The following is a 25,478-nucleotide window of genomic DNA, read 5'->3' on the forward strand; positions in this document are numbered from 1 at the left end:
CAAATGGATGACTGCTTAGATGCGCGGGCTTGCATCAGGCCATAGCGCGAGCCATCTCAACGGCTATGCCGCTCCATCTCACCAAAATTGCCTTTCGCAGCGAAAGCCCGGCGACATTGCGCCGTTGGCTGGAATCGCATGGCCGCGACGGGGGTGGCTTTGGCGAGGCACGACTGACGACGCGCTATAAGCCCAAGCGCAAAGCGGAAATTGTCGGCGGCTCGCTCTACTGGATCCACAGTCGCAATATTGTCGGCCGCAGCCCGATTATCGGCTTTCAGGACAATGGACAGGGCAAATACTGGATCAGGCTGGAACCGCGGCTGATCGCGGTAGAGCCAACCCCGCGCCGCGCGCATCAGGGCTGGCGCTATCTTGAGGACAGTGATGCGCCGAAGGATATAGCCGGGGGCAATGATATGCTCGATGCCATGCCGGCGGAAATGCTGTCAGAATTGTCGCGGCTGGCTCTTCTGTAAGCCTCCCTCCCCTTCAGGGGAGGGATTAAGGGAGGGGGTTATCCACTCGCGTTGCACTGATTTGACGATCCCCTCTCCCAACCCTCTCCCCTAAAGGAGAGAGGGCTTTACGCCGCCTCTTTGGCGATAACCTTGCGGATCATCTGCGCGAAAGTCTCGGCATCCTGAGCGCCAGGCACCATATACTTGCCGTCAAGGATGGTCGCCGGCACACCGGATACGCCGCGCTCAACCCAGCCATTGAGCGCTTCACGCGTCCGCTCCGCCTGTACCAGGTCATTTAGCACCGCTCGCGCCGCATCGGGGTCAAGCCCGGTACCTTCTACCGCGCGCAGCAGGACATCCTCATCACTGACATCCTGATTTTCCTGAAAATAGGCTTCGAAAAAGGCCAGTTTCAGACGCGTCTGCAATGTGCTGCCAAAGCTCTCCCCGGCCCAGTGCAGCAGCTGATGCGCCTTAAAGGTGTTGTAGATGCGCTTGCCCGGTGCGTTGCTGAACGGGAAACCCAGCTTCTCCGCCAAACCCATCATATGCCCGCGCGTCTTGGCGCTTTGTTCAGGCGTGGTGCCATATTTCTGTGCCACATGCTCTGCCATATCCTGCCCCTCTGGCGGCATATGCGGGTTGAGCTCAAAAGGCTGCCAGACAATCTCTGCCTCAACCTCGTCGCCGACCATCTCGAGCGCATTTTCGAGCTGTTTATAGCCGATAATACACCATGGGCAGACCACATCGGAAACAATGTCGATGCGCATTTTATAGAGTGCCGTCATGATGGTCCTCAATTCTTCTCTTGCTGATCAAGCCAGTACCGTAGCAGATCGTGCGCCACTGCAAAGGGCGGCGGCGCGATAAAGGGCGCTTCGGGGTCATTGGCCATGGCAGCCTGCACCTCATCCACCGTAAACCAGTGCGCTTCCTCAATCTCGGTAGTGTCGAGGGTGAGCGCCGGATCATCGGTCTGGGCGATACAGGCGATCATTAGCGATGACGGAAATGGCCAAGGCTGGCTGGTCACATAGCGCACATCACGTACCACGATGCCCGCCTCTTCCCAAAGCTCGCGCGCTACGCCTTCCTCGATCGATTCACCCGGCTCGATAAAGCCCGCGAGTGCCGAGAGCCGTTTGGCCGGAAAACGCGGCTGGCGGCCCAAAAGCACGCGCTTCTGACTGCCATCATCATGCTCGGCAAGCATGATCGACACCGGATCGACGCGCGGGAAATGCTCTGCGCCGCAATTGCTGCAATGCCTTGCCCAGCCGCCTTTAGCGACGTGCGTCTCGCTGCCGCATACGGCGCAAAATCCATGGCGATTATGCCAGTCCACCAATGAACGCGCCGCCCCGTAAAGCGCCAGATCAGCACGCGGCATATGGGCTATCGCTTGCCACACCCGCGGATCATATTGCACCGGACGCGCCGTGCCATCGCGCGGCGGCAATTCGACAAAATGCGCCTTGCCCTCCTGCATACCGAGGAACAGCGGCTCGCAATTCTCGCCCAGTTCGCCCAGCGAATTCCAAAGTAAGCCGCCCTCAGGCGTAATCCCCGGCACCAGCGCGTCCAGCTTGAGCAGCCTGGCGCGCCAGTTCATCACCTCGGCCAGCTTGTCAGGATCGACACGAATCTGGTCCGCCCGGTCCATATCGGCACCGGTCATAAACGGCTTTATCGTGGTGAGATCAGCGGATTTATACATTTTTCCCTAGCATTGGCTCGTTCTGAAAACCCGTCATTGCGAGGAGCGAAGCGACGCGGCAATCCAGAGTTGGCGCAGGTTGCACTGGATTGCTTCGCTACGCTCGCAATGACGCGTTTTTTTGGCTTAAGCACCCTTTAGAGCTTCCATCTGCTTATAGATCAGCTTCGGAAATTCCTTCTGGAACGGATAGCTGTCCGCCGGCATATATTGGGTATAGCCGCTGGCGCGGAAATTGCGGTTGGTGTCAACAAAGGCCACCGTGCCCGCAGCACCGCCCCAGCCATAGGTGCCCGCCGGAGCCTTTTCATTGCCCAGACCAACCCGGCCACCGGCGCCATAGCCTTCATCTTCAACCCAGCTACCTGTCAGATCCACTGTATCAGGCAGCAGGTTCGACATACCCAGCATCGCGGTTTCTTCCGACATAATACGGGTGCCGTCCAATGCGCCGCGTCCGACCAGCATAGCAAGGAAGCGATCATAATCGCGCGCACTGGACACAAGCCCGGCCCCGCCAAAGGGGAAGGCCGGGGGCTCGGAATAGATGCTGTTATTCGGCGGATCGATCGGCAGCAGGAAGTTACCCAGAGCGGCATAGTTAGAGGTAAAGCGATAAATCTCGCTCTCCGGTACCGTCCAATAAGTGCTGGTCATGCCAAGCGGATCAAACATCTTCTCTTGCAAAAAGGCACCAAACTCCTTGCCCGATGCGACCTGAATAACATAGCCTAACAGGTCGAGGCTAATCGAATAATTCCATTTTGTGCCGGGATCAGCGACCAGTGGCAATGTCGCAACTCGGCGCGAAAACTCGTCAATTGCGGGCGTCGGCGCGGGGACAGGGAAGCCCGGCAACGGCATCTTGCTCACCTCGCCCGGAGAGATGCCCAACTCGTTATATTTGTCGAGCAGCGGCCCTTTTGTGACGATATTATAACCCAGCCCCGCCGTATGGGTGAGCAAATGGCGGATGGTCATTTTATTCTTGGCTGGCACCGCATCCAGGCTGTTCTCCGGATCGGTGAGCACCGTCATATTGGCAAATTCGGGTAGGATATCGGCGACCGGCTGATCCAGTTTCAGCTTGCCCTCGCCAATCAGGATCATCGCCGCCATGCCTGTGACCGGCTTGGTCATCGAATAGACACGCCACAGCGTATCCTTGTTAACCGCGACAGTGCCCCCAACACTTTGCGTGCCCGCAGTGACATATTCGGGCGCATCGGTACCGAAGCCGATCGCCGCGACCATGCCTGCGACCTTTTCCTCGCTGACATATTTGGTCAGTTCCGCCGCAATCAGCGGGAACTTTTCGGCTGGTGTTTTCGCAAAAGCTGTTGTCGCCGCCATAGGCGCAGCCCCGGCCAAACCGATCAGCCCGGCAGAACGCAGCAGATTGCGCCGCGACAGCTGCATATCCTGCATGATCAGTTTTTCCGATTTCATGGCAAATTCTCCTGATACGGGCTTACTTTATGGCCTTTGCTATGCACGTTGTTGCTGCATGCGGCGTGAATGGCAAGAAAAATAGGTTTTGTTTTCATACTGGAATGACCTTTCATCTCCTCCCCGTGCGCCGAAGCGAAGGGAAGGTGCATGGGGAGGTGGCTCGCCGTAGCTTTAGCGAAGGCGAGACGGAGGGGCCGCAGCCCTAAGGGCGAGGATACGCCGGTTGCAATCGTCGCAAAGCTCGCCTTTAGCCTCGCACCCCTCCACAGCCTCCGGCGGTCCCCCTCCCCATCGCTTCGCGACGGGGAGGATAAAGCATCATCCCATCTTCCGCCGCGCCACCTTGGCGAACAATGTCGGTAGCCCAGCATTATCGAGATTATCGACGGGCCACCATTGCACATCTGGCAAAGCATCGGGATCAAAAGACCCCGGCGTGGCGACCATCAGCTGCAATTGCAGCGAAAAATGGGTGAAGACATGCGCCACGGGCTCTCCACGATTCTCCCACTCTGCCTCCGCTGGCGCAATACCATCGCCATCAGCGCCAGCGCGCCAGCCATCATCGGGCAGTGCGCGCATACCGCCCAGCATCCCTTTTGCCGGACGCTCAACCAGTGCGACATGCCCCTGCGCTTCCAGCCAATAGGCATGACCGATACGCTGCGGCTTGGCCTTTTTGGGTGCCTTAACCGGAATCCTTGTCGGATCGGCCAAATTGCGCGCGGCGCAGTGATCGGACAGAGGACAGAGAAGGCATTTGGCATCACGCGCGCGGCACAGGGTCGCGCCCAAGTCCATCATAGCCTGCGCAAAGTCTCCGGCGCGGAAGTGCGGCGTGATCTGCTCAGCATATTCGCGAATGGTGGAGCGTGATCCGGGCAGTGGGGCGTCAATGCCGAACAGCCTTGCCACCACGCGCTCGACATTGGCATCGACCACCACGGCATGCTGATCAAAGCCAATCGCGGCAATTGCGGCAGCGGTATAGGCGCCGATACCCGGCAGTTTGAGTAATTCCGTCTCATTGTCAGGGAAGCGGCCATCATGCTCGCTCATAACGACCTTAGCACAGGCGATGAGGTTACGCGCCCGGGCATAATAGCCAAGCCCTGCCCATGCGGCGAGAACATCCGCCTCATCCGCCGCCGCCAATGCCTGCACATCGGGCCAGCGCCGGGTGAATTCGGCAAAATAGGGCTTCACCGCCGCCACTGTTGTCTGTTGCAGCATGATCTCCGACAGCCACACATGATAGGGATCGGGCGCGCCCTCACTTTTCAGCGCATTGGGCAGCTTGCGCCACGGCAAATCGCGTGCGTGACTCTCATACCAAGCCAGCAGGGCGCGCGGAATCTTGTCGGTATCGGGAAAGTCAGGCTCGACGGGCATGGCCCCGCTATGGCAAAAGCGCTGGACCATGGCCAGTGACTCATCCGACAATAAACAGCCGAAAAAGCGCACTACAAAGGCTGGAGCCAAGAAAGCCACGTCGAAATCGCGCGTCTATCAGCGACCACGCGGTGGCGAGGCCAAGGCGATTGCCGATCTGATGCCGGAAATTGGCCGCACCGCGTTTCGCCGTTTCGGCTTTGTGCAAAGCTCGGTCGTCACCCGCTGGCCGGAAATTGCGGGCGAGCGCTATGCCGCGATCTCGCTGCCTGAATCCATCCGCTTCCCCAAAGGTGAAAAATCCGAAGGCACGTTGAATCTGGTGGTCAATGGCGCGCATGCGGTTTTGATGCAGCACGTCGGGCCGGAGATTATCGAGCGAGTAAACCGTTTCTTCGGCTATCCGGCGGTGGCCAAGATCAAGTTCCGCCAAGGCGATGTCACCCCTCCGCGCAGCAAACCGCCAGTTAAACCCCCGCGCCCACTCAAACCCGTTCCGGTCGAACTGGGCGATGGTTTGCGCGATATTGGTGACCCGGAATTGCTCGCGGTGCTTGAATCGCTGGCCAGCGATATTGCCAATGCCGAAGAGGGCGCGGAGGCCAACGCAAAAGATGGACAAAGCACCCCGGAACCGGGTAAAAGCGCGCCAAAGAGAAACGACGGATAAGCATTTATGAAAACCGCTATGTTGAAAGCCGCAGCGATGATTGCGTTGATCGGTGGTGGCATCGGCCTGACAACCGCCATGGCAGAACAGGCTGGCCGTTCGGGCCAAAGCTCGGCTGACTGGACCAAAACCGTGCGCATGTCGCCAACCGGCGGCCATATTCGCGGCAACCCGCTGGCGCGTAACCGTATCGTCGAATTTGTCAGCTATACCTGCCCGCATTGCGCCGATTACACCGAAAAGTCGGCAGTCCCCATGAAGACCCGGTATCTGCCGAAAGGCACAGCCAGCGTGGAAATTCGCAACTTTGTTCGCGACCCTTATGATCTGGCAGCGGCCCTGTTGGCACGTTGCGGCAGCAAGGATCGCTTCTTCGGCAATCATGAAGCGATATTGGCAGCACAGCAAGACTGGACCAGCAAGGCCAACACGGCCACTTCTGCCCAGCGCAGCGCCTGGCAATCAGCGGCCATGCCCAATCGCCTGACGCTGATTGCGCGCGATATTGGTTTGTCCAGCCTGATGCGGGGACGCGGCTATAGCCAGACACAGATCAGCCAGTGTCTTACCAATCAGAAGGAAATAGACCTGCTGATCAAAATGACCCAAAGCGCGGTCAACGACACCAAGATTACCGGTACGCCCAGCTTCACCATCAATGGCCGCCTTCAGGACAAAACCCATAGCTGGGAAGCGCTGAAGCCCAAGCTGGACCGCCTCTAAATCCAATCACCTTACCCATTACGCAATCCCAACGCATAAGGAACACACCATGCGCCTTTCCGCAATTCTCCTGTCTGCAACCGCCGCACTGGCGCTGGCTGCCTGTTCATCGGAAAATGACGATGCCACCGCTGCCGGCGAAGAACCCACCGCCGAAGCCCTGCCCATCATCCAACCGCCCGAAGGCCAGAAATGGAGCGATGTCGTCAGCAAGACCGAGGCGGGCGGCTATGTCATGGGTAACCCCGACGCGCCAATCAAGCTGGTCGAATTTGGCTCGCTGACCTGTGGTGCGTGTGGCAATTTCTCCGCCCAGGCGTTTGAGCCGCTACGCGATGAATATGTCGCCTCGGGCCGCGTTTCTTTTGAGATGCGCAACTTTGTCCGCGACCCCATTGATCTCACCATGGCGATGCTGACCCAATGCGGCACCCAAGCCAGCTTTTTCCCGCTGACCGAACAGATCTTCGCCAATCAGGGTCAGGTGCTGCAGGCAGCGCAACAGCTTGACCCGGCCATCGGCCAGCTGCCACCAGAACAGCGTTTCACCGCGATTGCGCAGGGGCTGGAGCTCACCCAGTTCTTCGCCCAGCGCGGCATTTCGCAGAATCAAGCCAATGCCTGTCTCGCCGATACCGATAAGGCACAGGCGCTGGCGGATCAGACCCAGGCAGCGGGTGAGGATTTCAATATCACCGGAACCCCGAGTTTCCTGATCAACAATCAATTGGTCAACTTCAACACCTGGCCCGAAATTGAAACCCGCATCCAGAATATGGGCGCACGCGATCAATAAGGCTCTATAGCCCTCTCCCCTTCAGGGGAGAGGGTTGGGAGAGGGGGCGTTCAACAAGCGCATCGCAAGCGGATATCCCCCTCCCCTAGCCCCTCCCCTGAAGGGGAGGGGAACAAAGCAGCCATTTGCAAAACCATACCAAGCCCAAACACTTTCCCGGGGAAGAATCGGCGATAATCCTTGCAAATTCGCGCCTTCCGCTGTTGGTTCACACCATAAATGCTGATCAAACGCCTGAAACTCTCCGGCTTTAAGAGCTTTGTCGACCCGACCGAATTGCATATCGAGCCGGGGCTGACCGGCATTGTCGGGCCCAATGGTTGCGGCAAGTCCAATTTGCTGGAGGCCATCCGCTGGGTGATGGGCGAAAACTCGCCCAAATCCATGCGCGGCGGTGGCATGGAAGATGTGATCTTCGCCGGAACCGAACGCCGCCCGGCACGCGACTTTGCCGAGGTGACATTGCTCGCTGAACGCCAGCGCGGTGATGTGGTGCATTTGCTGGGCGACACGAGGCGCAGCGAAGAGGAAGCCAACGACAATAACCCGCTGTTCGGCGATAGCGATGACCCCGAGCTGGAGATTGTCCGCCGCATCGAGCGCGATGCCGGTTCCGCCTATCGCGCCAATGGCCGCGATGTGCGCGCCAAGGATGTTTCGCTGATCTTCGCCGATGCCGCCACCGGGGCACATTCTCCGGCGCTGGTGAGTCAGGGGCGGATCGCTGCTGCTATCGCCGCCAAGCCCACCGAGCGCCGCCAGATGCTGGAGGAAGCGGCGGGCATTTCAGGGCTGCATGTCCGGCGCAAGGATGCCGAGCAGAAGCTGCGGGCCGCTGAAACCAATATGGCACGGTTGGAGGATATTCTCGCTGATCAGGACGCCCGCGCAGCGCATCTGCAGAAACAGGCGCGTGCGGCGGAGCGTTACAAGAAGCTCTCCGAGCAAATCCGCACCGCCGAGGGGCGGCTGATCTTTGCGCGCTGGCGCTTGGCGGCAGAGACCGCGAAACAGGCGCGTGCCGAAGCCGAAGCTGCAGAGGCGCGCGTTTCCGAGGGGCAGGCAGCGCTCGAAACGGCGCAGACCAAACAGAATGAAGCCACCCGCGCGCTCGCCGATGCCCGCTCGGCTGTCGAACAGGCACGCCAGCGCAGCAGTGATGCGGCGCATCATCTGGCGACGCTGACCGCAGAACGCGACCGGGTTCAGGCGCGCATATCCGACCTGCAGCAACAGGCCGACCGCGTAACGCAGGATCGTGCGCGTGAGGATAAGCTGACCCATGATGCTGCTGCTGCGCTGAAACAGCTTGAGGATGAATCGGAGCAGCTTGGGAAACAAATCAAGCAGGTTGAGGCCGATCTGCCGCAACGCAAAGCCGCGTTTGATAATGCCGAGCGCGCGGTGCGCGAAACCGAGGTCGAACTGGCCCGGGCCAGCGCCGATGCCGCACGGATCGAAGCGGATATCCGCGTTTCTGATGCAGCGCTGGCCAATGCGCAATCGCAAATGGCCGATGCCGAGCGCTCCGCCGCCGCACTGGCTGAAGCTGAGGCTTCTCTGGAAGATAGCGAGGCGCTGGAACAGCAATGGCAACAGGCCGAAGCGCAATGCCAGAGCGCCGAACAGGCAATCACCAAAGCGCAGTCCGATGTTGAGGCGCTGACCGAGCGGCGCGCCGAACTGCAACGCGCACGGCAACAGGCCGAGACCGATCTGTCCGCCGCGCGCGCCGAGCTGAACGGCGTCAAGCGCGAGCATGATGCGCTGGAGCGCGATCTCGCCAAAAGGCAGAGTGGCAGTAAGCTGATCGATCAGTTAAGTGCCGATAAGGGCTATGAGCGTGCTCTGGCGGCGGCTTTGGGGGATACGCTAAGCGCGGCGCTGGCGGATCAGGGCGGCGATAATGCGCGCTATTGGTCCGGTCAGGCTAGCGCTGCACCCGATGCCTTGCTCGATGGCTGCACCCGGCTTTCTGACCATGTGAAGGCCCCGGCGGCGCTGGCGGCGCGGTTGGATGCGATACTGGTGTGCGAAAGTGACAATGGTCAACCACTGGCACCAGGGCAAAGGCTGGTGACACGCAATGGGGCGCTGCGCCGCTGGGATGGCTATGCCGCGCGCGGCGAGCAATCAAGCGCGGCGGAAAGGCTCGAGCGCGCCAATCGCCTGACCGAGTTGAAAGCCATTATTGCCGAGCATGAGGCGGCCATTGGCGCGCATGAAGCGGCCCTGTCAGAAGCCCGTACCGCCCTGGAAAACGCGCAGCAACAGACGCGAAATGCCGAGGCGGCGCGGGCAGAGGCGCATGAAGACCATCGCCAGGCGTTGCGTGCCCGTGATGCAGCGGACTTTGCCCGGCAGCGCAATGCCGAGCGGCTGGCCGATCTCAACGAACGGCGCGAGCGCAGCGCCAGCGCCATGACCAATGCCAAGGCTGCGCTGGCCGAGGCGGAAGCGGCGCGCACCGCTCTGCCCGATGGTGCAGCGCAAAAGCAGCGACTTGCCGAAATGGAGCAGCAGAGCGAAACGATGCGCACCGCGCTGCAAAAGGCGCAAGCCGAGCTGGCAGCAAGCGATCAACAGGCAGCGCAAACCCGCGAGCGGCTGGCGGTAATCAAGGCCGAAATACGCGGCTGGCAGGCGCGTTCGGGTGAGGCTGACCAACGCTTGCAGCAACTCACCCAGCGCGAGAGCGAAATCGCCGCCGAGCAGAAACGTATTGCCGAGCAACCGGAAAAACTGGCTAAGGGTATAGCACAGGCCGAGCAAAGCCGTGCCGAGATTGACGCTACACTGAGCCGTAATATCGCGACGCTGAACAGTGCTGAAGCCGCCGTCACCGAGGCCGAGACCACCAGCCGCGATGTCGGCGAGGCGCTGGCACAGGCGCGTGAAGGCCGCGCTGCCGCGCGCACCCAGGCGGAAAATGCCGATATGCGCCGGGTCGAAATGGGCCGCATTTCGGGCGAGCGTTTTTCCTGCTCGCCGCCGCTGCTGCCCGAGACCTGCGATTTTGACGAGGATGATGTTGGCGATAGTGATGCTGAATCCGCCGGGCTTGATCGCTTGACAGCGTCGCGCGAGCGTATCGGCCCAGTCAATCTGGTGGCCGCCGATGAGCTGGAGGAACTGGCGCTGGAAACCGCCAGTGCGCGCGAGGAGCATGATGAGCTGATCACCGCAATTGCCGAGCTGCGTGGCTCAATCGGCAGTCTCAACCGCGAAGGCCGCGCCCGATTGCGCGCCGCATTTGAGGAGGTTGATAACCACTTCCAGCGGCTGTTCGTGCGGCTGTTCAATGGCGGCAAGGCACATCTGGCGATGATCGACAGCGATGATCCGCTTGAGGCAGGCCTCGAAATCATGGCGCAGCCACCGGGCAAGAAACTCGCCTCGCTCACCCTGCTGTCCGGCGGCGAACAGGCGCTGACCGCCGTGGCGCTGATCTTCGCGCTGTTCCTGACAAACCCGGCGCCAATCTGCGTCCTCGACGAGGTTGATGCGCCACTGGATGACGCCAATATTGACCGCTTTTGCGACCTTCTCGACCAGATGACCCGCGAGACCGATACCCGCTATCTGATCGTCACCCACAATGCTGTGACGATGAGCCGGATGCACCGGCTGTTCGGCGTGACGATGATCGAAAAGGGGATCAGCCGCCTGGTTTCGGTCGATCTGGGCGGCGCCGAGGAATTACTCGCGGCGGAGTGAGGCTTGCACCAATTCACTGTCATCCCCGCGAAGGCGGGGATCCAGGGCAACATAATGCATCGCTTGCGGCTCTGGATTCCCGCTTTCGCGGGAATGACAAAAAGGGTTTTAAACCGCCTCCGGGCTCTCCCCGCCAATCTTGTCCTGTGTGCGCAGGTCAAAGTCGCTGGCATCATGGCGCTCGAGCAATTGTTCGGACGGATCACCAAAGGGCCGGTTGACCATCTTGCCGCGTTTTACCGCCGGGCGTGCGTTGAGCAATTTGCACCAGCGCTGGACATTCTCATAGCTTTCCACCTGGAGAAACTCACCCGCGCCGTAGAGCAAGCCCATAGCGAGCGCGCCATACCAGGGGAAGATGGCGATATCGGCGATGGTATATTCATCGCCTGCGATAAATTCATTATCGGCCAGTTGCCGGTCGAGCACATCCATTTGCCGCTTCGCTTCCATCGCGAAGCGGTTGATCGGATATTCCATCTTGCTCGGCGCATAGGCATAGAAATGGCCAAAGCCGCCGCCGAGATAGGGCGCGCTGCCCATTTGCCAGAACACCCAGTTCATCACCTCGGTGCGCAGCGGGCCGGAGGCGGGCAGGAATGTGCCGAATTTCTCCGCCAGATGAAACAGGATCGAGGCCGACTCAAACACCCGCACCGGCGCATCACCTGTGCGGTCCATCATCGCCGGGATTTTGCTGTTGGGGTTGATGGCGACAAAGTCGCTGCCAAACTGGTCGCCTTCCTGAATATTGATCAGCCAGGCATCATATTCCGCGCCTTTATGGCCTGCGGCGAGCAGTTCTTCGAGCATGACCGTGGCTTTGACGCCATTGGGTGTGCCGAGCGAATAGAGCTGATAGGGGTGCTTGCCGACCGGCAGTTCCTTGTCATGCGTCGCGCCCGCAATAGGCCGGTTGATGCTGGCAAATCGCCCGCCACTCTCACTGTCCCAGGTCCAGATTTTCGGCGGGATATATTCGGCTTCAGACATGGGGCTCAGCTCCTATGGAATATGGATATGCGCCTCTACATAGAAAGAGATCGCGCAAAGGCCAATCTTTCCCTGTTTCGGCGATAGAAGAATTTATTGTGCGCTGAACTCGGTCTAACTCTCTGGCATACGAAACCGCGTCTTGAGCACACAGCCGGTGAACACCTCACCAGCCTTTGCCTTGGCGCTCCGCATGATGGCGCTGGCCTGCACGCCGAAATCCTCGCTCGGCTGGCTGTCGGCAACGCTGATATTCTCTAGCTCGCCTGACTCGGCAATATCATAGGTGATAAACGCCCAGCCCTCTATCGCACGGCGATTATAGGCTGTGGGATAGCGCAGGGCCGGTTTTGTTGCCCATTCATGATTGACCGGACAGGTGGCATCATCGGGACGATATTCTTCTTCTGTCGGCGAAGGTGGTGGCGGCATGGTCGCCGCGCCGAGCCAATAGCTATAGCGGCACTCCTGTTTCGGCCCGTCATAGTAACGGCTGCCATCTACCGCCTCCAAAGCATCGCTATCGAGCGCGGCATTGCCAGTGCTGTCCATTAGCGTGACGTTCTGGGTGCGACCAGAGTCATCAATATCATAGCTGATCATGATCCAGTCGCGCACGCCAGCCGTTCTTGGCATCGCACGAAAATTCGGGAAGAGACGCCTTTGCGGCTCGGGCCGCGGCGTATCGTGGCAATCGCCCTGGTTATACAAGCGCGCCCGCGCTGCTTCCGGTAATGGTACCGAAAGAGGAACAACCGCATAGCGCATCAGGTCAGACAGCTCTGCCTCGGCTAACTCGCTGATCTGCGGTCGATAAATGATAGTGCAATCATTATGCGGAGCACCGGGCGCAAAGCGCGATGCCGCCAATGCAGGCGCGATGTCCTGCCCCATAATGCGTCTGCGCCTCTCGGATATCCTCCTTATGCTCACCGTGCGCCCGCTTTCGTCAATCTCGAAGGTGTAAATGACCGGAAACACCTCTGATGATGGGCGCGCAATGACGTTACCATAGGGCCGCTGCATAGTGGCTGGACGCACCGGAGTGGCGCTGCAGCTTACCTCACCCGGCGTCCAGCTGAGCATCACCTGAGATGGCAGCTCCTCGGCTGCTTCGGTGTCTTCGGTGGTTTCGGTTTCTTCGCTGGTGTCGTCGGCATCCTCAACCGGCTGGGCAGCGGCCAGAAGCAGGATTGAAGTGAGCATAAAGAAGGTCATGGCATTATCATATCATGGTCTCGGCGATGCGCCTTACAGGGCAACGCCTTTGATCAGTAAACTGCGATGCGGGATACAGCGCTTGAGACGCCGGTAAAGCCTTTATTGGTCCGTTTCGTTATGAAGCACCAGACGCGGGCCGGTGCCCTGTTGCCCAACGCGGTCATCGGGATTGTAGAGCGCGCATTGTTGCAGCGAGAGACAACCACAACCGATACAGCCATCCAGCCGCGCACGGGTACGTTCGAGCACGGCAATCTTCTCGTCGATCAAGCCGCGTACTTTTCCTGCGATAAACGACCAGTCCTTTTTTGTCGGCGCCTGATCCTTGGGCAATAGCGACAGTGCATTGGCAATTTCCGAAAGGCTGAGACCCAATTGCTGGGCGATCAGGATGAAGGACAGACGGCGAATATCGGCACGCAGGAAGCGCCTTTGGCCACCGGCGCTGCGCACCGGATGCACAAGCCCTTTCTCCTCATAGAAACGAATTGCCGAGATGCTGAGACCGGTGCGCCGGGCCAAATCACCAATAGTAAGCTGGGCTTTCAGCGGCATCTGCCTTCCTCTTTTCAAAAATTCGTAACAATTGCTTGGCCTCAACTTAGGTTGAGGTTGCACAAGGAACAAGAGGATTGATTCGGCATTGCGCAATCGCCGTCAGCCAGCCTGACCGACATCGCGATCAGCGATCAATCACAGCGATGGAGAAAGGACATGAACGATGACCGAGGCAATCACAGCTAGGATAGAACATGTGAACATTACAGTGACCAACCCCAAGCGATCGGCCGATCTCTTCTGCGCGCTTTTCGGTTGGCATATCCGGTGGGAGGGCCCATCAATGCTGGGTGGCCATACGCTGCATGTCGGCGATGCGGATGACTATATCGCAGTCTATTCCAATGACGATGTGCGCAGCAAAAAGCCGCACTTTGCTAAAGGCAAGCCGATGAACCATATTGGCATTGTGGTCGATGATCTGGATGCGGTGGAGCAGAAGGTTATCGCAGCCGGGCTGGAGCCCTTCTCACATGGCGATTATGACCCCGGACGGCGCTTCTATTTCTTCGATTGGGACGGGATAGAGTTTGAAATTGTGAGCTATTCCTGAGCAATCCTCCCCCAAGCGGGGAGGATATTAGCCCGCCAGCCCCAAGGTCGCGCAGGCGAGGAACATCAACAGCCCGGCATTGCGGTTGGAGCGGAATTTGGTGAGCGGGTCGGCGGGGTCAACGGGTTTCAGGGTAATAATCTGCCACAAAAGATGCACACTGACCGGCAGCAAGGCGATCAGGCCGACCGGATCAGGCCGTTTGATCCAAAAGGCGGTGCACCATAGACCTATGGCGGCAAGATAGCAGAGCAACACCCCGAACCGCACCGATCCGCCCATAGCGCGGGCGCTGGAACGGATGCCGACCAGCGCATCGTCCTCGATATCCTGCAGCGCATAGATGGTGTCATAACCGATGACCCAGAAGATACAGCCGCCATAAAGCGCCAGCGCCATAAGCGACAGCTCGTTACTGACCGTCGCCCCCGCAACCAGCGCGCCCCAGCTAAACACCATGCCAAGCCAGGCCTGCGGCCACCAGGTGATGCGCTTCATAAATGGATAGGCGGCGACCAGTGCCAGACTGGCCAGCGCAATGCCCTGCGCCAGCAGCGGCAGTTGCAGCAGCACCACCAATCCGATCAGGCACAGCATGATCAGCCATATCCATGCCGCGCGCAAGCTGACCGCGCCGCTGGGCAAGGGGCGGCTGCGCGTGCGCGCCACCTGGGCATCGAGGTCGCGATCGACAATATCATTATAGACACATCCCGCACCGCGCATCGCGATGCTGCCGAGAAGGAACCATAACAACAACGGCCAATCACTGCGCAAATCGCCGATCAGTGCGACGCCAAAGGCACAAGGCCAGAACAACAGCCACCAGCCAATCGGGCGGTCCAAGCGCGCCAATAGCGCAAAGGGCCGTGCCGAAGAGGGCAGCAGGCCCATCAACCCGCTATGCTCGCTGTCAGGCGTTAAATCTTTTAAGCTGCTTTCGCTGGACATGCGCACCCAATAGCCGTTAGCCCTGACTTTGTCGAAGAGCGTTTTGCCAGAAGCGGGTGGGGTCAGCCTTAGGGTGCCTGCGACATGGCGGCGCGACCGAGACATTTTGAGAGGAAACTCAGAAAGACACTCTATGCCCGCAACACCCGCCTGGCCCCCCAAATCCGTGCCGCGCCTCTATGTTCCTGATCGCGACCTGGAGGTTGGCAGCGAGATGGTCCTTGATGACCAGCATGGCCATTATCTCGCCAATGTCATGCGGCTTCGCGTTGATGCCCAGGTGATGCTGTTCGATAATGAAACCGGCGAGTATCTGGCGAGCATCACCGAAGTAAAAAAAAGCGCCGTTACGATTATCATCGAAGAATGGATGCGCGAGCGCGAAAGTGTTCCTGATCTCTGGCTCTGCGCGGCGCCGATCAAGAAAGATCGCTGGCACTTTATGGCGGAAAAGGCGTGCGAGCTAGGCATAGACCGCTTTTGCCCGGTGCGTACCGAGCGCACCATCAGCGACCGTATCCGTATGGACAAACTGGAAGCGCATATGATCGAGGCGGCGGAGCAATGCGAACGCACCGCTCTGCCTTCAATTGCAGAGATACAGGACCTGCCTGACATGCTGGCGCAATGGCCAGAGGGGCGGCATATCTTCTTTGCCGACGAGCGCCTGTTCGAGCGCGGCCAAGGCTCATTTCGCAAAGCTCTGGTCGATCACCCCGGACCGGCGGCGATCCTTATCGGGCCGGAGGGCGGCTTTACCGATAAGGAAAATCTGATGATCCGCCAACATGCGCAATCGGTGGCAGTATCGCTCGGCCCGCGCATCCTGCGTGCCGAAACAGCGGCATTGGCGGCGATCAGCCTGTGGATGTCCGGTCGCGGCGACTGGACGCCGGAAAGCTAGCGGTAAAGCTGCAAAAATCGACATGGTTTATACTAAATAAACCATTTTAGCAGATACTCCCCGCCACATCAGACGGGGATTTTCGATTGCTTAAGCCGCTATTCCGATTGTCGGGCATTTCCGTAGACGTGGCCCGCGCAAAAATTGCGAAGTTCAGCGCAGTCGCGGCATGGCTGTTGGCGTTGCTGTGCCTGTTTTCCGGCGCTGCACAGGCGCAAACCACCAGCTATGTCAATTCCACCGATGGCACGATCAATGGCAGTACCAGCTGTGCCGCACCCTTGGTGCGCAATTTCAGTGTCGCCGACAGTTTCACGGTTATCGATGTCGATATCGGTGTCTATGCGCAACATACTTGGCGCGGCGACCTTCGCATCACGCTGCAATCGCCATCGGGCACCCGGGTTCGTTTGGTCAACGGCAATACCAACGCGATCAATGGCGATAATTTCAATGTGCGGCTGAACGATGAAGGCACGCAGACGGTGAATACCGATGGCAATGGTTCCAACCATTCCACCGCAACGCCACCACCATTTCAGCATGATTTCACCCCGAACAACCCGCTGACTGCCTTTGATGGCCAGAACAGCGCCGGCACCTGGCGGCTGGAAATCTGCGATCTGTTTACATCAGATGACGACGGCAATTTCCGCCATGCCGAGCTTTATCTGACCCAGCAGCCAACCAATTTTGCCGATCTGTCGCTTAATAAAACGGTCAGCAACACCAGTCCCGCCAGCGGCAGCCAAGTGACCTATAGCCTGACCGTCAGCAGTGCCTCTGCATCGACCAATACTGCCAATGGCGTGCAGGTTGGTGACGCCCTGCCGACCGGCATCAACTTTGTCAGCGCCACCGGCACCGGGAGCTATAACCCGACCAGCGGCATCTGGACCGTCGGCAGCCTCGCACCCGGTGCTTCGGCGACAATCAACATCGTCGCCAATGTCAACGCCACACCCGGGGCAACGGTAACCAACAGGGCAGAAATCATCGCGTCTTCGCTGGCCGATATCGACTCAACCGCCGGTAATGGCTCGACCAATGAGGATGATGATGATTCTGCCTCGTTCACGGTACAGGGAACGCGCACAGCTGGAACCCCGCCACCGCTCATCTGTCCGGCAGGAACCAGCCGTTTCTCCTGGGCCGGTCGTACCTGGTCGGCAGGCAGCCTCAATAACAGCTACGCGCTCGCCGGGTTCGGCACCATCAACTTCGCCATCACCAATGACGGCACGTTTCTCAACAACGCCACTTTCGGCGGTCAATCACCGACGCTGCAGTCCATCGTCCATGGCGGTTCACCCGGACAGATACAGCTTCTTCAGCTTACGGACATGAACAACGCGTCCGATGAGGTGGTTACGACCATCACATTGCCCACTGCTGTTGATGGCGCGCAATTCACAATGGCCGACGTGGACTATAATGCGAACCAATTCGCCGACAGGATCACCGTCACCGGTCAGTATCAAGGCGCAACAGTCAATCCGACACTCACCAACGGGGTGAGCAATTATGTCGTTGGCAACAGTGCCTTTGGCGATGGCGGCGCAGACAGTGACAGCGCCGATGGCAATATTACCATCACTTTCAACGGCCCGGTTGATACGATCATCATTCGCTATGGCAATCATGATCTCAACCTTCCGACTAACCCGGGGCAGCAGGGCGTCACCCTGCGGGACATTGATCTGTGCGATCCGGTCGCCAACATATCGGTTACCAAAATTTCCCAGGTTCTGAACGATGAGGTCAATACCGAAAACCCCAAGGCCATTCCCGGCGCGACCATGCGCTACTGCATTCTTGTCAGCAATAGCGGCAGCGCCACAGCAGAGAATATCTCTGCCAGCGACTCCATTCCCACCGCCGTCACCTATGTACCGGGCTCATTGCAGACCGGCAGCGGATGCAATTCCGGGATCACCGGCGAAGATGAAGATGCCAGCGGCGCCGATGAGACCGATCCCTATGGCGCCGCATTCGACGCAGCGGCATCAGCCAAGGGCACGATTACAGGCACCGCCAATGCGCTTGGCCCCAATAGCAATCTCGCGATCATCTTCAATGTGGTCATCGACTGACCCATTGTTACTGTTGCGAAATGGGTTGCATAAAAAAACCCTAGAACCAAATCGGTCCTCGTCCTAAGGCTCTGGCATGAGCACCAAAACGGTTGAAGACGGCGACAGCCCGGTCATCGAGAATATCGCGCAACTGTGCGAACCCATGCAGCGCGGCGCCAAGCCCAAAGAGCAATGGCGCATCGGCACCGAGCATGAGAAATTTGTCTATTGTCGACAGGACCAGCATGCCCCGAGCTATGATGAACCGGGCGGCATTAAAGACCTGTTGCTCGCCCTGCGCGAATTTGGCTGGGAGCCGATTGAGGAAAATGGCCCAGAAGGAACAAGTAACGTCATCGCCATGCGCGGTGCGGATGGCACGGTCAGTCTGGAACCCGCTGGGCAGTTGGAACTCTCGGGCGCGCCTTTGGAGAATCTGCACCAGACCTGCAACGAAACCGGTCGTCATCTCGATCAGGTCAAGGCGATTGGCGCGCAAACCGGCAAGGGCTTTCTGGGCCTTGGCATGTGGCATGATAAGGCTCGCGCAGACCTGCCCGTCATGCCCAAGGGGCGCTATAAGATCATGATGAACCATATGCCCAAAGTCGGCAATCTGGGCCTCGACATGATGCTGCGCACCTGCACCATCCAGGTTAATCTCGACTATTCCTCTGAGGCCGATATGGCGCAGAAATTCCGGGTCGGGTTGGCGCTGCAACCACTGGCCACCGCGCTATTCGCCAATTCGCCCTTCACCGAGGGCAAGCCCAATGGCTATCTCTCCTATCGCAGCCATATCTGGTCAGACACCGACCCGCATCGTACCGGCATGTTGCCCTTCGTGTTTGAAGACGGTTTCGGCTATCAGCGCTATGTCGACTATATGCTCGATGTTCCGATGTATTTCGTTCATCGCGATGGCCAATATATTGATGCTGCGGGCCAGAGCTTTCGCGACTTCCTGGAAGGTAAGTTGCCCGCTCTCCCCGGCGAACGACCGACGATGAGCGACTGGAATGACCATCTCTCTACCGCTTTCCCCGAAGTGCGGCTCAAATCCTTCCTTGAGATGCGCGGTGCCGATGGCGGCCCGTGGAACCGCATCTGCGCCCTGCCGGCTTTCTGGGTCGGCCTGCTCTATGATCAGAGCGCGCTTGATGCCGCTTGGGACATGGTGAAAGACTGGTCGATGGAAGCACGGCAGACACTGCGCGATTCCGTCCCCAAATTGGGCTTTGACGCACCGCTTGGCGATGGTCGCGTTCTGCGCGATATTGCGGCTGAGGTGCTGGATATTGCCTCGCAGGGTCTTGCCAGCCGCAATCGGCTTAATACCGGCGGCGATAATGAAACCGGCTTTCTCAAACCACTGCATGATATCGTAGCCACTGGCAAAACCCCCGCGCAACAGTTGCTGGATCGCTATCATGGCGAATGGAACGGTGATCTGGGCCGGATCTATGACGAGATGAGTTTTTAGCAATACCCCCTCCTCCTTTAGGGGAGGGGCAGTGAGACTTAGCCCTGAGCGAAGCGAAGGGGTTAGTCGCAGCGGGGTGGGGGATCACCACTTGCGCTGTGCCTGCTGATAGCCCCCACCTCAACCCCTCCCCTAAAGGGGAGGGGCTTAAGAGCATCACAGCACTGCCATTTCTGAAACTGTCGCAAAAACGTCACAATGGTCGCGCAAAGTCGCAACAATCCCCATGATTCTGTGGTCCTCGCCTTGACCAAGGGCCAGCACTTCCTAGGAAATGCTGCGAAACGGGGACATGGAACGATCTCCGCGCAATTCATCTCATTCAATAGGATCATGGCGAGGCTGCCAGCCACGGAGATATATGATTATGCGTACCACTTTTCCCAAAACTGCTTTCCGCTCCGCCCTCGCTACCGCGTTGGCGACATCGGCGCTCACCGCCATCCCCGCAATGGCGCAACAGGCTCCACAAGGTGCTGAAGCCGATGATCAGGGTCTTGATGTCATCACCGTCACCGCGCAGCGTCGCGACGAAGATATTCAGGATGTGCCTTTGTCGGTCTCTATCCTGAATGATGACGCACTTGACGTGCTGTCCTCAGGCGGCGCAGATATCCGTTCGCTGGCAGGCCGCGTCCCGGCACTAAACATTGAAAGCTCGTTCGGTCGTACCTTCCCGCGCTTTTACATTCGCGGCCTCGGTAATACCGATTTTGATCTTAACGCCTCACAGCCGGTCAGCCTGGTCTATGATGATGTGGTTCTCGAAAACCCGATCCTCAAAGGCTTCCCGGTTTTTGACGTAGAACGTGTCGAGGTTCTGCGCGGTCCTCAGGGTACGCTGTTCGGTCGCAACACGCCGGCGGGTATCGTCAAGTTCGATACCGTGAAACCCGGCGAAACCGGCGGTTATGCCCGTGCCAGCCTTGGCAGCTTCGGTTCGGTGAACATTCAGGGCGCTGCTGGTGTTGCTGATGACAATGGTTTTTCAGTGCGTGCTTCCGGCTCCTATCAGCGGCGTGGCAACTGGATCGACAATGTCGATGAACCGGGCGATAACAATCTTGGCGGTTTTGATGACATCGCAGCGCGCCTGCAACTACAATATGAAAGCGGCGGTTTTACCGGACGCATATTCGGCCAGACCCGCATCTTTGACGGCACCGCCATTGTTTTCCGCGCCAATGCACTGGAACAGGGTACTGGCGACCTGATCGGTCTGGGTGGCCCCGGCACCGAGTTCAAACGCAGCGAAACCCGCGCCGATGGCGTAAACTTCCAGCGACTAGAGCTCTTCAATGTCGGCGGTGCGTTTGAATATGATTTCGGCGACGTTACACTCTATTCGATCACCTCTTACTGGAACGGCAATCTGTTTAGCCGTGGCGATATTGATGGCGGCTTCAGCAACGATCTGCCTTTCACTCCGCCAGGCGGACCCGGCAGCATCCCTTTCAGCGCGCAGACACAGGACAATGTTCCCAGCCTTGACCAGTTCACCCAGGAATTGCGTCTCGCCAGCAATGGCGGCGGTGCCTTCAACTATCAGTTCGGCCTGTTCTATTTCAGCGAGAATCTCGACATTGAGACCTTCGACTTTGGCGCGCCACAGGATGTCACACCTTCGGCCGTTGCTCTTCAGCGTCAGGAAAGTGAAGCCTTTGGCATCTTTGGCTCGGTCAGCTATGCCTTTGACAATGGCCTGACCCTGCAAGCCGGTGCACGTTACAATGATGATAGCCGTGACTTTGTTGCCTCGCGTCCGGTTGATGTTCGCCCCGGTTTCCTTGGCTTTGGCGGCCCGGTTGCGCCGATCACCGAGAATGTCGACGCCAATCTGCTAACCTGGGATTTGAGCGCGGTTTATGAGGTCAATCCTGACATCAATATCTTCGCCCGCGCCGCACGTGGTTATCGTGCGCCGTCGATCCAGGGCCGTCTCGCCTTTGGCCGCAGCACTTCTGTTGCCGATTCCGAGCGTACCATGTCCTATGAGGCAGGCATTAAATCCACCCTGTTTGGTGGCCGCGCCCGCTTTAACCTGACCGGCTATTACTCGAACACTGAAGATCTGCAGCTCACGGCTGTTGGCGGTGGCCTCAACTTCAACACCCTGCTCAACGCAGCCGATGTCGAAAGCTATGGTTTTGAGGCTGAGTTCCAGGCACGTCCGACAGATGGCCTCGATCTCAGCGTCGGTATTGGCTTTAACGAGAACGAAATTCAGGACCCGAATCTGAGCACCCAGATTTGTGCATCGCCCTGTACCGTCCTTGATCCGATCGTTGCACCGGGCATCGCCTCGATTAATGGCAACCGCCTACCACAATCGCCGCGCTGGACGATCAACTGGACCGCTGGCTATGCTCACCCGGTTGGCGGCGGTGAGATTTACGCCTTTACCGACTGGTATTACCGCAGCGAGATTCAATTCTTCCTCTATGAATCAGTTGAATTCTCGGATGACAGACTGCTCGAAGGCGGTCTGCGTATTGGTTATCGTACCGATGACGGCAAGTTCGATATCGCGGCATTCGCGCGGAACATCACCAATGACACATCCGCCGTTGGTGGCATCGACTTCAACAACCTGACCGCGTTCGTCAACGAACCGCGTATCTTTGGTGTTGAGATCGGTACGCGTTTCTAAAAGTTTGGTTTAGGTGAGATTCGTCATTGCGAGCGAAGCGAAGCAATCCAGAGCAACAAGCTACTGCTCTGGATTGCCGCGTCGCTTCGCTCCTCGCAATGACGCCTGCTAGAAATAGAGCCGCTTACTCCGCCGGCGCGATATCGTCCGCAGTACTACCCGATTTAACCGGCTGTGCCGCAGCTTGTGGCTTACGCCAGCCGGTCAGCCAGCCAAATAGGCCATTGATGCTACGTGGGATCAGCGCATTGCGGTCCATCCATGCGGCATATTCCGCATAATCCGGGTCCGCCATCAGATGCTTTTCTTCGGTCTTTGCACGCCAATAATAGACGCCACTCACCGCCCCGAGAAGAACCGTATTGCGCACCATATCCACAATCGATCCGCTGGTCGTAAGAAACGGCATGGTGGCAAACCACCAGAACAGGTTTTTCGAGAGATAGGCCGGATGCTTGGTGAAGCCATAGGGGCCATGGGTGAGAATACCGCGATGCGTCAGATTGGAAAAGCGCAAGCCGAAGGCCACCGTGGCCCAAGCATAAATAGCGGTCAGAAACACCAATATCGTGCCCCAGATGCTTAGCAGCAGGGTATTCAGCAGGGTATTACCTTCAAACCAATAGGACCATTCAGCGGTATTCTGATGGTAATCCAGCGGTCCTCCGCCACCCATCAGGATAAAGGGCGGATAGCAGATCAGCGCGGCGACCCAGCCGGCCAGATAGGGATTGGCGCTGCGAATATGCGCGTCGAGCGGTTTCATCGTCAGCAGATAGCCGACAGTCGCGAGTTGCACGTCAAAAACGAACATCAGGGTAATCAGGCTGCCAGCAATCCACACCGGATTGGTCGCGATCTCCGCAACGTCCATGCGCACGACATCGCCAAACCCGCCCGGAACGATGGAGATCATAAAGGCAAGGAAGAATCCTTTCACCAGCCAACTGCGTGCATGATTGGCAATGGCGTCCTTGTCCCAGCCATGCTGCCCGCACAGCAATGCGCCGAAATGCCAGGCCCCGTCTTTGGGCTCTTTAAGATAACGGTCGAGCCAGATGACATAGGGAATCGAGCCGAAGAACAGAAACGGCGCGGCAAAGGTGAACATCCGCATCGAGAACAGATAAGAGCCTGCCCAATACCAGCGGCAAATAGCATAGACGGCGGCAATAATGCCCCACGTCGCCCACAGCCCCGCCAGTTTGATCTGGCTGATATCCATTACCTCGGAAATCGGGCGCGGGCTGGACCAGTCAATGCCGGTGGATTCACGCTTATGCACCTTGTCGACCAGTACCGACCAAGCGACCATAGCCACACCGCACCAGAGCGTTGCCATCAGCGCCGAATAGGGCCCATCCATGCCATAGTATCGCGCGATGGCGATCCAGCCGATCAGACCCACCATTCCGGCCAGCCCGACACCATGGCTGACGGCACTTTTCGGCTTTGGGTCAGCCTTACTTCCATTACGGGTCATTTTGCTGCCTGCTTCATCCATAACCGATGCTTTAACCCTAAATGGTAAGCGAGTCATAAATATCTGCGGATATCAGGGCATTCTCGCGATTATTTACAGGCCGAAAGACAGCTATCGCGCCGAAACCATTTACCCTTTGTTAACCTTTTCGGATGATCGTCAAAGCCATGCAATTCCTCATTTCTTCCCTGATTTGGCGGTCTCGACGCGTCGCGGCGGTAATATTGGTCGGCCTCAGCACCATGGCGATACTGGTTCCCATGCCCGCCGCCGCCAATGGCGATGGCTATCTGCAATGTGTGCCCTATGCCCGCCAGCAATCGGGTATCAGCATCTATGGCGATGCGCATACCTGGTGGGGTCAGGCGGCCAAGCGCTATGCTCGCGGCAAGGCTCCTGCGGTTGGCGCAGTGATGGCATTCCAGCCCACAGGCCGGATGCGGCTGGGCCATGTCGCTGCCGTCAGCGCGATAATCGATGACCGCACCATCCTGCTCGACCATGCCAATTGGTCGCCGATCAATGGTCGCCGCGGCCAGATTGAACGCGATGTCAAAGCGATTGATGTGTCGCCCAATAATGATTGGTCAGAAGTACGCGTCTGGTATGCGCCGATCAGCGATCTCGGCACCACGCGCTATCCGGTACACGGCTTTATCTATAATGCCGCACCGGGCGAGGAGCCTGAGGCGCCGCAGCGCCAAGCCCCGCAGCGGGTTTATGCGATGGATATGACTAGGCCAGATAAGGCACCGGCACCGAAAGCCGATCTGCTGGGTGATCTGCTCGGCAAACTGGATATTGGTCAGGTCGAGTAAACCCGCCTAATCCGCCTTCGCCACCGGCGCATCATCACCCAGATCTTCATACCAGGCTTCAACCGGGCCGTTGAGCTTCAGCGTCAAAGGTCGCCCTTTGCGGTCCAGCGTCTTGCCTGCCTGCACCCGTACCCAGCCTTCGGAGATGCAATATTCCTCCACCGTGGTCTTGCGCTCGCCCTTGAAGCGAATACCGACACCGCGCGCCAGCTTTTCCGCATCATGATAGGGGCTGGCAGGATGCACCGCGAGGCGATCGGGTGGAATGTCAGTCATAATATTGGCTCTTTGCTACTCTTGGTTTTCAGCGTCATATGACCAACGGGCAGGCGGTGCAACAGCCCAGGATCAGGTAAACACCTCGCCAATATTTCCACCGGCGCCTTTTGGATCAAGGCCAAATCGATTCTCGCCGTTCGTTCCGGGCAGGAACATAAAAACAAGCACGATCAAAGGTCCCAGATAGGGGATAAGAGTTAACAGATACAGCCAGCCCGATTGATCCTGATCATGAAAGCGCCGGACAGTCACCGCAATATTGGGAATGGCCATGCCGAGAACGAAAAGGCCAAATATGCTGAGAAATATCACGGGCACAGCCCCAAATTCCGGAGTTTCGCCAATGGGTGCTCGACCAGTCTCGGCGGTAGCGACCATCGCCAAAATCAGAACAATATAGACCAGCCACTGGAACAACTGAAACATCCAGTATTCCATCCGGCGCGAACGACCCTCAAAATCCGCATAGCGTTTAAGCGGCAGTATCATCCATTCCATGGCTATCCCCCTCTATTCGAAGGTTAGTAGTTATAGCGCTGCCGAGGCAGGAGCAAGAATTGCACCGAGCCAGTATTG

22 protein-coding genes are annotated in these 25,478 nt (G+C 58.3%); 11 read left to right on the plus strand and 11 right to left on the minus strand.

All coding sequences use genetic code 11. The features are described 5' to 3' along the window. Positions 1 to 65: 65 nt before the first annotated feature. On the plus strand, positions 66 to 479 hold the full coding sequence (locus RB602_RS14255) for a DUF1489 family protein (RefSeq protein ID WP_317081479.1): 414 nt from the start codon (positions 66 to 68) through the stop codon (positions 477 to 479). Positions 480 to 586: 107 nt separating this feature from the next. On the opposite strand, the gene RB602_RS14260 is transcribed toward RB602_RS14255, so the two are convergent. From RB602_RS14260 to RB602_RS14275, 4 genes are all read right to left on the minus strand, one after another. After that, positions 587 to 1,255 (minus strand): DsbA family oxidoreductase, encoded by a 669-nt coding sequence (locus tag RB602_RS14260; RefSeq protein WP_317081481.1) that lies wholly within the window; start codon positions 1,253 to 1,255, stop codon positions 587 to 589. An 8-nt stretch (positions 1,256 to 1,263) separates the two neighbouring features. Next, the gene (gene nudC / locus RB602_RS14265; RefSeq protein ID WP_317081483.1) at positions 1,264 to 2,184 is read right to left on the minus strand and encodes an NAD(+) diphosphatase; all 921 of its coding nucleotides are present in this window, start codon (positions 2,182 to 2,184) and stop codon (positions 1,264 to 1,266) included. Positions 2,185 to 2,310: 126 nt separating this feature from the next. Next, positions 2,311 to 3,633, minus strand: coding sequence for a serine hydrolase domain-containing protein (locus RB602_RS14270; RefSeq protein WP_317081485.1), 1,323 nt, complete (start codon positions 3,631 to 3,633; stop codon positions 2,311 to 2,313). 321 nt (positions 3,634 to 3,954) lie between these two features. Continuing rightward, positions 3,955 to 5,028: an A/G-specific adenine glycosylase gene (locus RB602_RS14275; protein ID WP_317084569.1), complete on the minus strand. Its 1,074-nt coding sequence runs from the start codon at positions 5,026 to 5,028 to the stop codon at positions 3,955 to 3,957. Positions 5,029 to 5,056: 28 nt separating this feature from the next. On the opposite strand from RB602_RS14275, the gene RB602_RS14280 reads away from it, so the two are divergent. The 4 genes from RB602_RS14280 (at position 5,057) to smc (ending at position 10,934) form a co-directional block, all read left to right on the plus strand. Next, the gene (locus RB602_RS14280; RefSeq protein ID WP_317081487.1) at positions 5,057 to 5,698 is read left to right on the plus strand and encodes a DUF721 domain-containing protein; all 642 of its coding nucleotides are present in this window, start codon (positions 5,057 to 5,059) and stop codon (positions 5,696 to 5,698) included. 18 nt (positions 5,699 to 5,716) lie between these two features. Then, entirely contained in the window at positions 5,717 to 6,421 is a 705-nt protein-coding gene (locus RB602_RS14285) for a DsbA family protein (protein ID WP_317081489.1), read from the plus strand. A 49-nt stretch (positions 6,422 to 6,470) separates the two neighbouring features. Further along, positions 6,471 to 7,217 (plus strand): DsbA family protein, encoded by a 747-nt coding sequence (locus RB602_RS14290; protein ID WP_317081491.1) that lies wholly within the window; start codon positions 6,471 to 6,473, stop codon positions 7,215 to 7,217. Positions 7,218 to 7,436: 219 nt separating this feature from the next. Further along, entirely contained in the window at positions 7,437 to 10,934 is a 3,498-nt protein-coding gene (smc, locus tag RB602_RS14295; protein ID WP_317081493.1) for a chromosome segregation protein SMC, read from the plus strand. Between the two features lie 108 nt (positions 10,935 to 11,042). On the opposite strand, the gene yghU is transcribed toward smc, so the two are convergent. From yghU to soxR, 3 genes are all read right to left on the minus strand, one after another. Then, the gene (gene yghU, locus RB602_RS14300; RefSeq protein ID WP_317081495.1) at positions 11,043 to 11,927 is read right to left on the minus strand and encodes a glutathione-dependent disulfide-bond oxidoreductase; all 885 of its coding nucleotides are present in this window, start codon (positions 11,925 to 11,927) and stop codon (positions 11,043 to 11,045) included. Positions 11,928 to 12,041: 114 nt separating this feature from the next. Continuing rightward, the gene (locus RB602_RS14305) at positions 12,042 to 13,145 is read right to left on the minus strand and encodes an energy transducer TonB (protein WP_317081497.1); all 1,104 of its coding nucleotides are present in this window, start codon (positions 13,143 to 13,145) and stop codon (positions 12,042 to 12,044) included. A gap of 102 nt (positions 13,146 to 13,247) precedes the next feature. Further along, positions 13,248 to 13,703: a redox-sensitive transcriptional activator SoxR gene (gene soxR, locus RB602_RS14310; RefSeq protein ID WP_317081499.1), complete on the minus strand. Its 456-nt coding sequence runs from the start codon at positions 13,701 to 13,703 to the stop codon at positions 13,248 to 13,250. Between the two features lie 166 nt (positions 13,704 to 13,869). On the opposite strand from soxR, the gene RB602_RS14315 reads away from it, so the two are divergent. After that, positions 13,870 to 14,259, plus strand: coding sequence for a VOC family protein (locus tag RB602_RS14315; RefSeq protein WP_317081501.1), 390 nt, complete (start codon positions 13,870 to 13,872; stop codon positions 14,257 to 14,259). Between the two features lie 27 nt (positions 14,260 to 14,286). Here the strand turns inward: RB602_RS14315 and ubiA are convergent, their stop codons facing one another. Continuing rightward, on the minus strand, positions 14,287 to 15,210 hold the full coding sequence (gene ubiA / locus RB602_RS14320) for a 4-hydroxybenzoate octaprenyltransferase (protein WP_317081503.1): 924 nt from the start codon (positions 15,208 to 15,210) through the stop codon (positions 14,287 to 14,289). 133 nt (positions 15,211 to 15,343) lie between these two features. Between ubiA and RB602_RS14325 the strand changes: the two genes are divergently transcribed. The 4 genes from RB602_RS14325 (at position 15,344) to RB602_RS14340 (ending at position 22,322) form a co-directional block, all read left to right on the plus strand. Beyond that, a complete protein-coding gene (locus tag RB602_RS14325) occupies positions 15,344 to 16,114 on the plus strand; it encodes a 16S rRNA (uracil(1498)-N(3))-methyltransferase (protein ID WP_317081505.1) in 771 nt (256 codons plus the stop codon). A gap of 128 nt (positions 16,115 to 16,242) precedes the next feature. Then, positions 16,243 to 18,207 carry a proprotein convertase P-domain-containing protein gene (locus tag RB602_RS14330; protein WP_317081507.1) on the plus strand — a complete coding sequence of 655 codons (1,965 nt, stop codon included), beginning with the start codon at positions 16,243 to 16,245 and terminating at the stop codon, positions 18,205 to 18,207. Positions 18,208 to 18,283: 76 nt separating this feature from the next. Beyond that, the gene (locus RB602_RS14335; protein ID WP_317081509.1) at positions 18,284 to 19,672 is read left to right on the plus strand and encodes a glutamate--cysteine ligase; all 1,389 of its coding nucleotides are present in this window, start codon (positions 18,284 to 18,286) and stop codon (positions 19,670 to 19,672) included. 367 nt (positions 19,673 to 20,039) lie between these two features. After that, positions 20,040 to 22,322: a TonB-dependent receptor gene (locus RB602_RS14340; RefSeq protein ID WP_317081511.1), complete on the plus strand. Its 2,283-nt coding sequence runs from the start codon at positions 20,040 to 20,042 to the stop codon at positions 22,320 to 22,322. Between the two features lie 124 nt (positions 22,323 to 22,446). Here RB602_RS14340 and RB602_RS14345 read toward each other — a convergent pair whose 3' ends face one another. Beyond that, positions 22,447 to 23,805 (minus strand): methyltransferase family protein, encoded by a 1,359-nt coding sequence (locus RB602_RS14345; RefSeq protein WP_317081513.1) that lies wholly within the window; start codon positions 23,803 to 23,805, stop codon positions 22,447 to 22,449. Positions 23,806 to 23,972: 167 nt separating this feature from the next. On the opposite strand from RB602_RS14345, the gene RB602_RS14350 reads away from it, so the two are divergent. Further along, positions 23,973 to 24,623, plus strand: a complete 651-nt coding sequence (locus RB602_RS14350) for a CHAP domain-containing protein (RefSeq protein ID WP_406568377.1) — start codon at positions 23,973 to 23,975, stop codon at positions 24,621 to 24,623. Between the two features lie 6 nt (positions 24,624 to 24,629). Here the strand turns inward: RB602_RS14350 and RB602_RS14355 are convergent, their stop codons facing one another. Further along, positions 24,630 to 24,899: a DUF3297 family protein gene (locus RB602_RS14355; protein WP_317081515.1), complete on the minus strand. Its 270-nt coding sequence runs from the start codon at positions 24,897 to 24,899 to the stop codon at positions 24,630 to 24,632. 72 nt (positions 24,900 to 24,971) lie between these two features. After that, entirely contained in the window at positions 24,972 to 25,400 is a 429-nt protein-coding gene (locus RB602_RS14360; protein ID WP_317081516.1) for a DUF805 domain-containing protein, read from the minus strand. Positions 25,401 to 25,478: the final 78 nt, after the last annotated feature.

Source organism: Parasphingorhabdus sp. SCSIO 66989 (assembly GCF_032852305.1).
Classification (GTDB): Bacteria; Pseudomonadota; Alphaproteobacteria; order Sphingomonadales; family Sphingomonadaceae; genus Alterisphingorhabdus; species Alterisphingorhabdus coralli.

Bases quoted from the DNA above. Each gene is read 5' to 3' on its own strand.
- RB602_RS14255 (WP_317081479.1), top strand. From the start codon at position 66: ATGCCGCTCCATCTCACCAAAATTGCCTTTCGCAGCGAAAGCCCGGCG.
- RB602_RS14260 (WP_317081481.1), bottom strand. From the start codon at position 1,255: ATGACGGCACTCTATAAAATGCGCATCGACATTGTTTCCGATGTGGTC.
- nudC (WP_317081483.1), bottom strand. From the start codon at position 2,184: ATGTATAAATCCGCTGATCTCACCACGATAAAGCCGTTTATGACCGGT.
- RB602_RS14270 (WP_317081485.1), bottom strand. From the start codon at position 3,633: ATGAAATCGGAAAAACTGATCATGCAGGATATGCAGCTGTCGCGGCGC.
- RB602_RS14275 (WP_317084569.1), bottom strand. From the start codon at position 5,028: ATGCCCGTCGAGCCTGACTTTCCCGATACCGACAAGATTCCGCGCGCC.
- RB602_RS14280 (WP_317081487.1), top strand. From the start codon at position 5,057: ATGGCCAGTGACTCATCCGACAATAAACAGCCGAAAAAGCGCACTACA.
- RB602_RS14285 (WP_317081489.1), top strand. From the start codon at position 5,717: ATGTTGAAAGCCGCAGCGATGATTGCGTTGATCGGTGGTGGCATCGGC.
- RB602_RS14290 (WP_317081491.1), top strand. From the start codon at position 6,471: ATGCGCCTTTCCGCAATTCTCCTGTCTGCAACCGCCGCACTGGCGCTG.
- smc (WP_317081493.1), top strand. From the start codon at position 7,437: ATGCTGATCAAACGCCTGAAACTCTCCGGCTTTAAGAGCTTTGTCGAC.
- yghU (WP_317081495.1), bottom strand. From the start codon at position 11,927: ATGTCTGAAGCCGAATATATCCCGCCGAAAATCTGGACCTGGGACAGT.
- RB602_RS14305 (WP_317081497.1), bottom strand. From the start codon at position 13,145: ATGACCTTCTTTATGCTCACTTCAATCCTGCTTCTGGCCGCTGCCCAG.
- soxR (WP_317081499.1), bottom strand. From the start codon at position 13,703: ATGCCGCTGAAAGCCCAGCTTACTATTGGTGATTTGGCCCGGCGCACC.
- RB602_RS14315 (WP_317081501.1), top strand. From the start codon at position 13,870: ATGACCGAGGCAATCACAGCTAGGATAGAACATGTGAACATTACAGTG.
- ubiA (WP_317081503.1), bottom strand. From the start codon at position 15,210: ATGTCCAGCGAAAGCAGCTTAAAAGATTTAACGCCTGACAGCGAGCAT.
- RB602_RS14325 (WP_317081505.1), top strand. From the start codon at position 15,344: ATGCCCGCAACACCCGCCTGGCCCCCCAAATCCGTGCCGCGCCTCTAT.
- RB602_RS14335 (WP_317081509.1), top strand. From the start codon at position 18,284: ATGAGCACCAAAACGGTTGAAGACGGCGACAGCCCGGTCATCGAGAAT.
- RB602_RS14340 (WP_317081511.1), top strand. From the start codon at position 20,040: ATGCGTACCACTTTTCCCAAAACTGCTTTCCGCTCCGCCCTCGCTACC.
- RB602_RS14345 (WP_317081513.1), bottom strand. From the start codon at position 23,805: ATGACCCGTAATGGAAGTAAGGCTGACCCAAAGCCGAAAAGTGCCGTC.
- RB602_RS14350 (WP_406568377.1), top strand. From the start codon at position 23,973: ATGCAATTCCTCATTTCTTCCCTGATTTGGCGGTCTCGACGCGTCGCG.
- RB602_RS14355 (WP_317081515.1), bottom strand. From the start codon at position 24,899: ATGACTGACATTCCACCCGATCGCCTCGCGGTGCATCCTGCCAGCCCC.
- RB602_RS14360 (WP_317081516.1), bottom strand. From the start codon at position 25,400: ATGGAATGGATGATACTGCCGCTTAAACGCTATGCGGATTTTGAGGGT.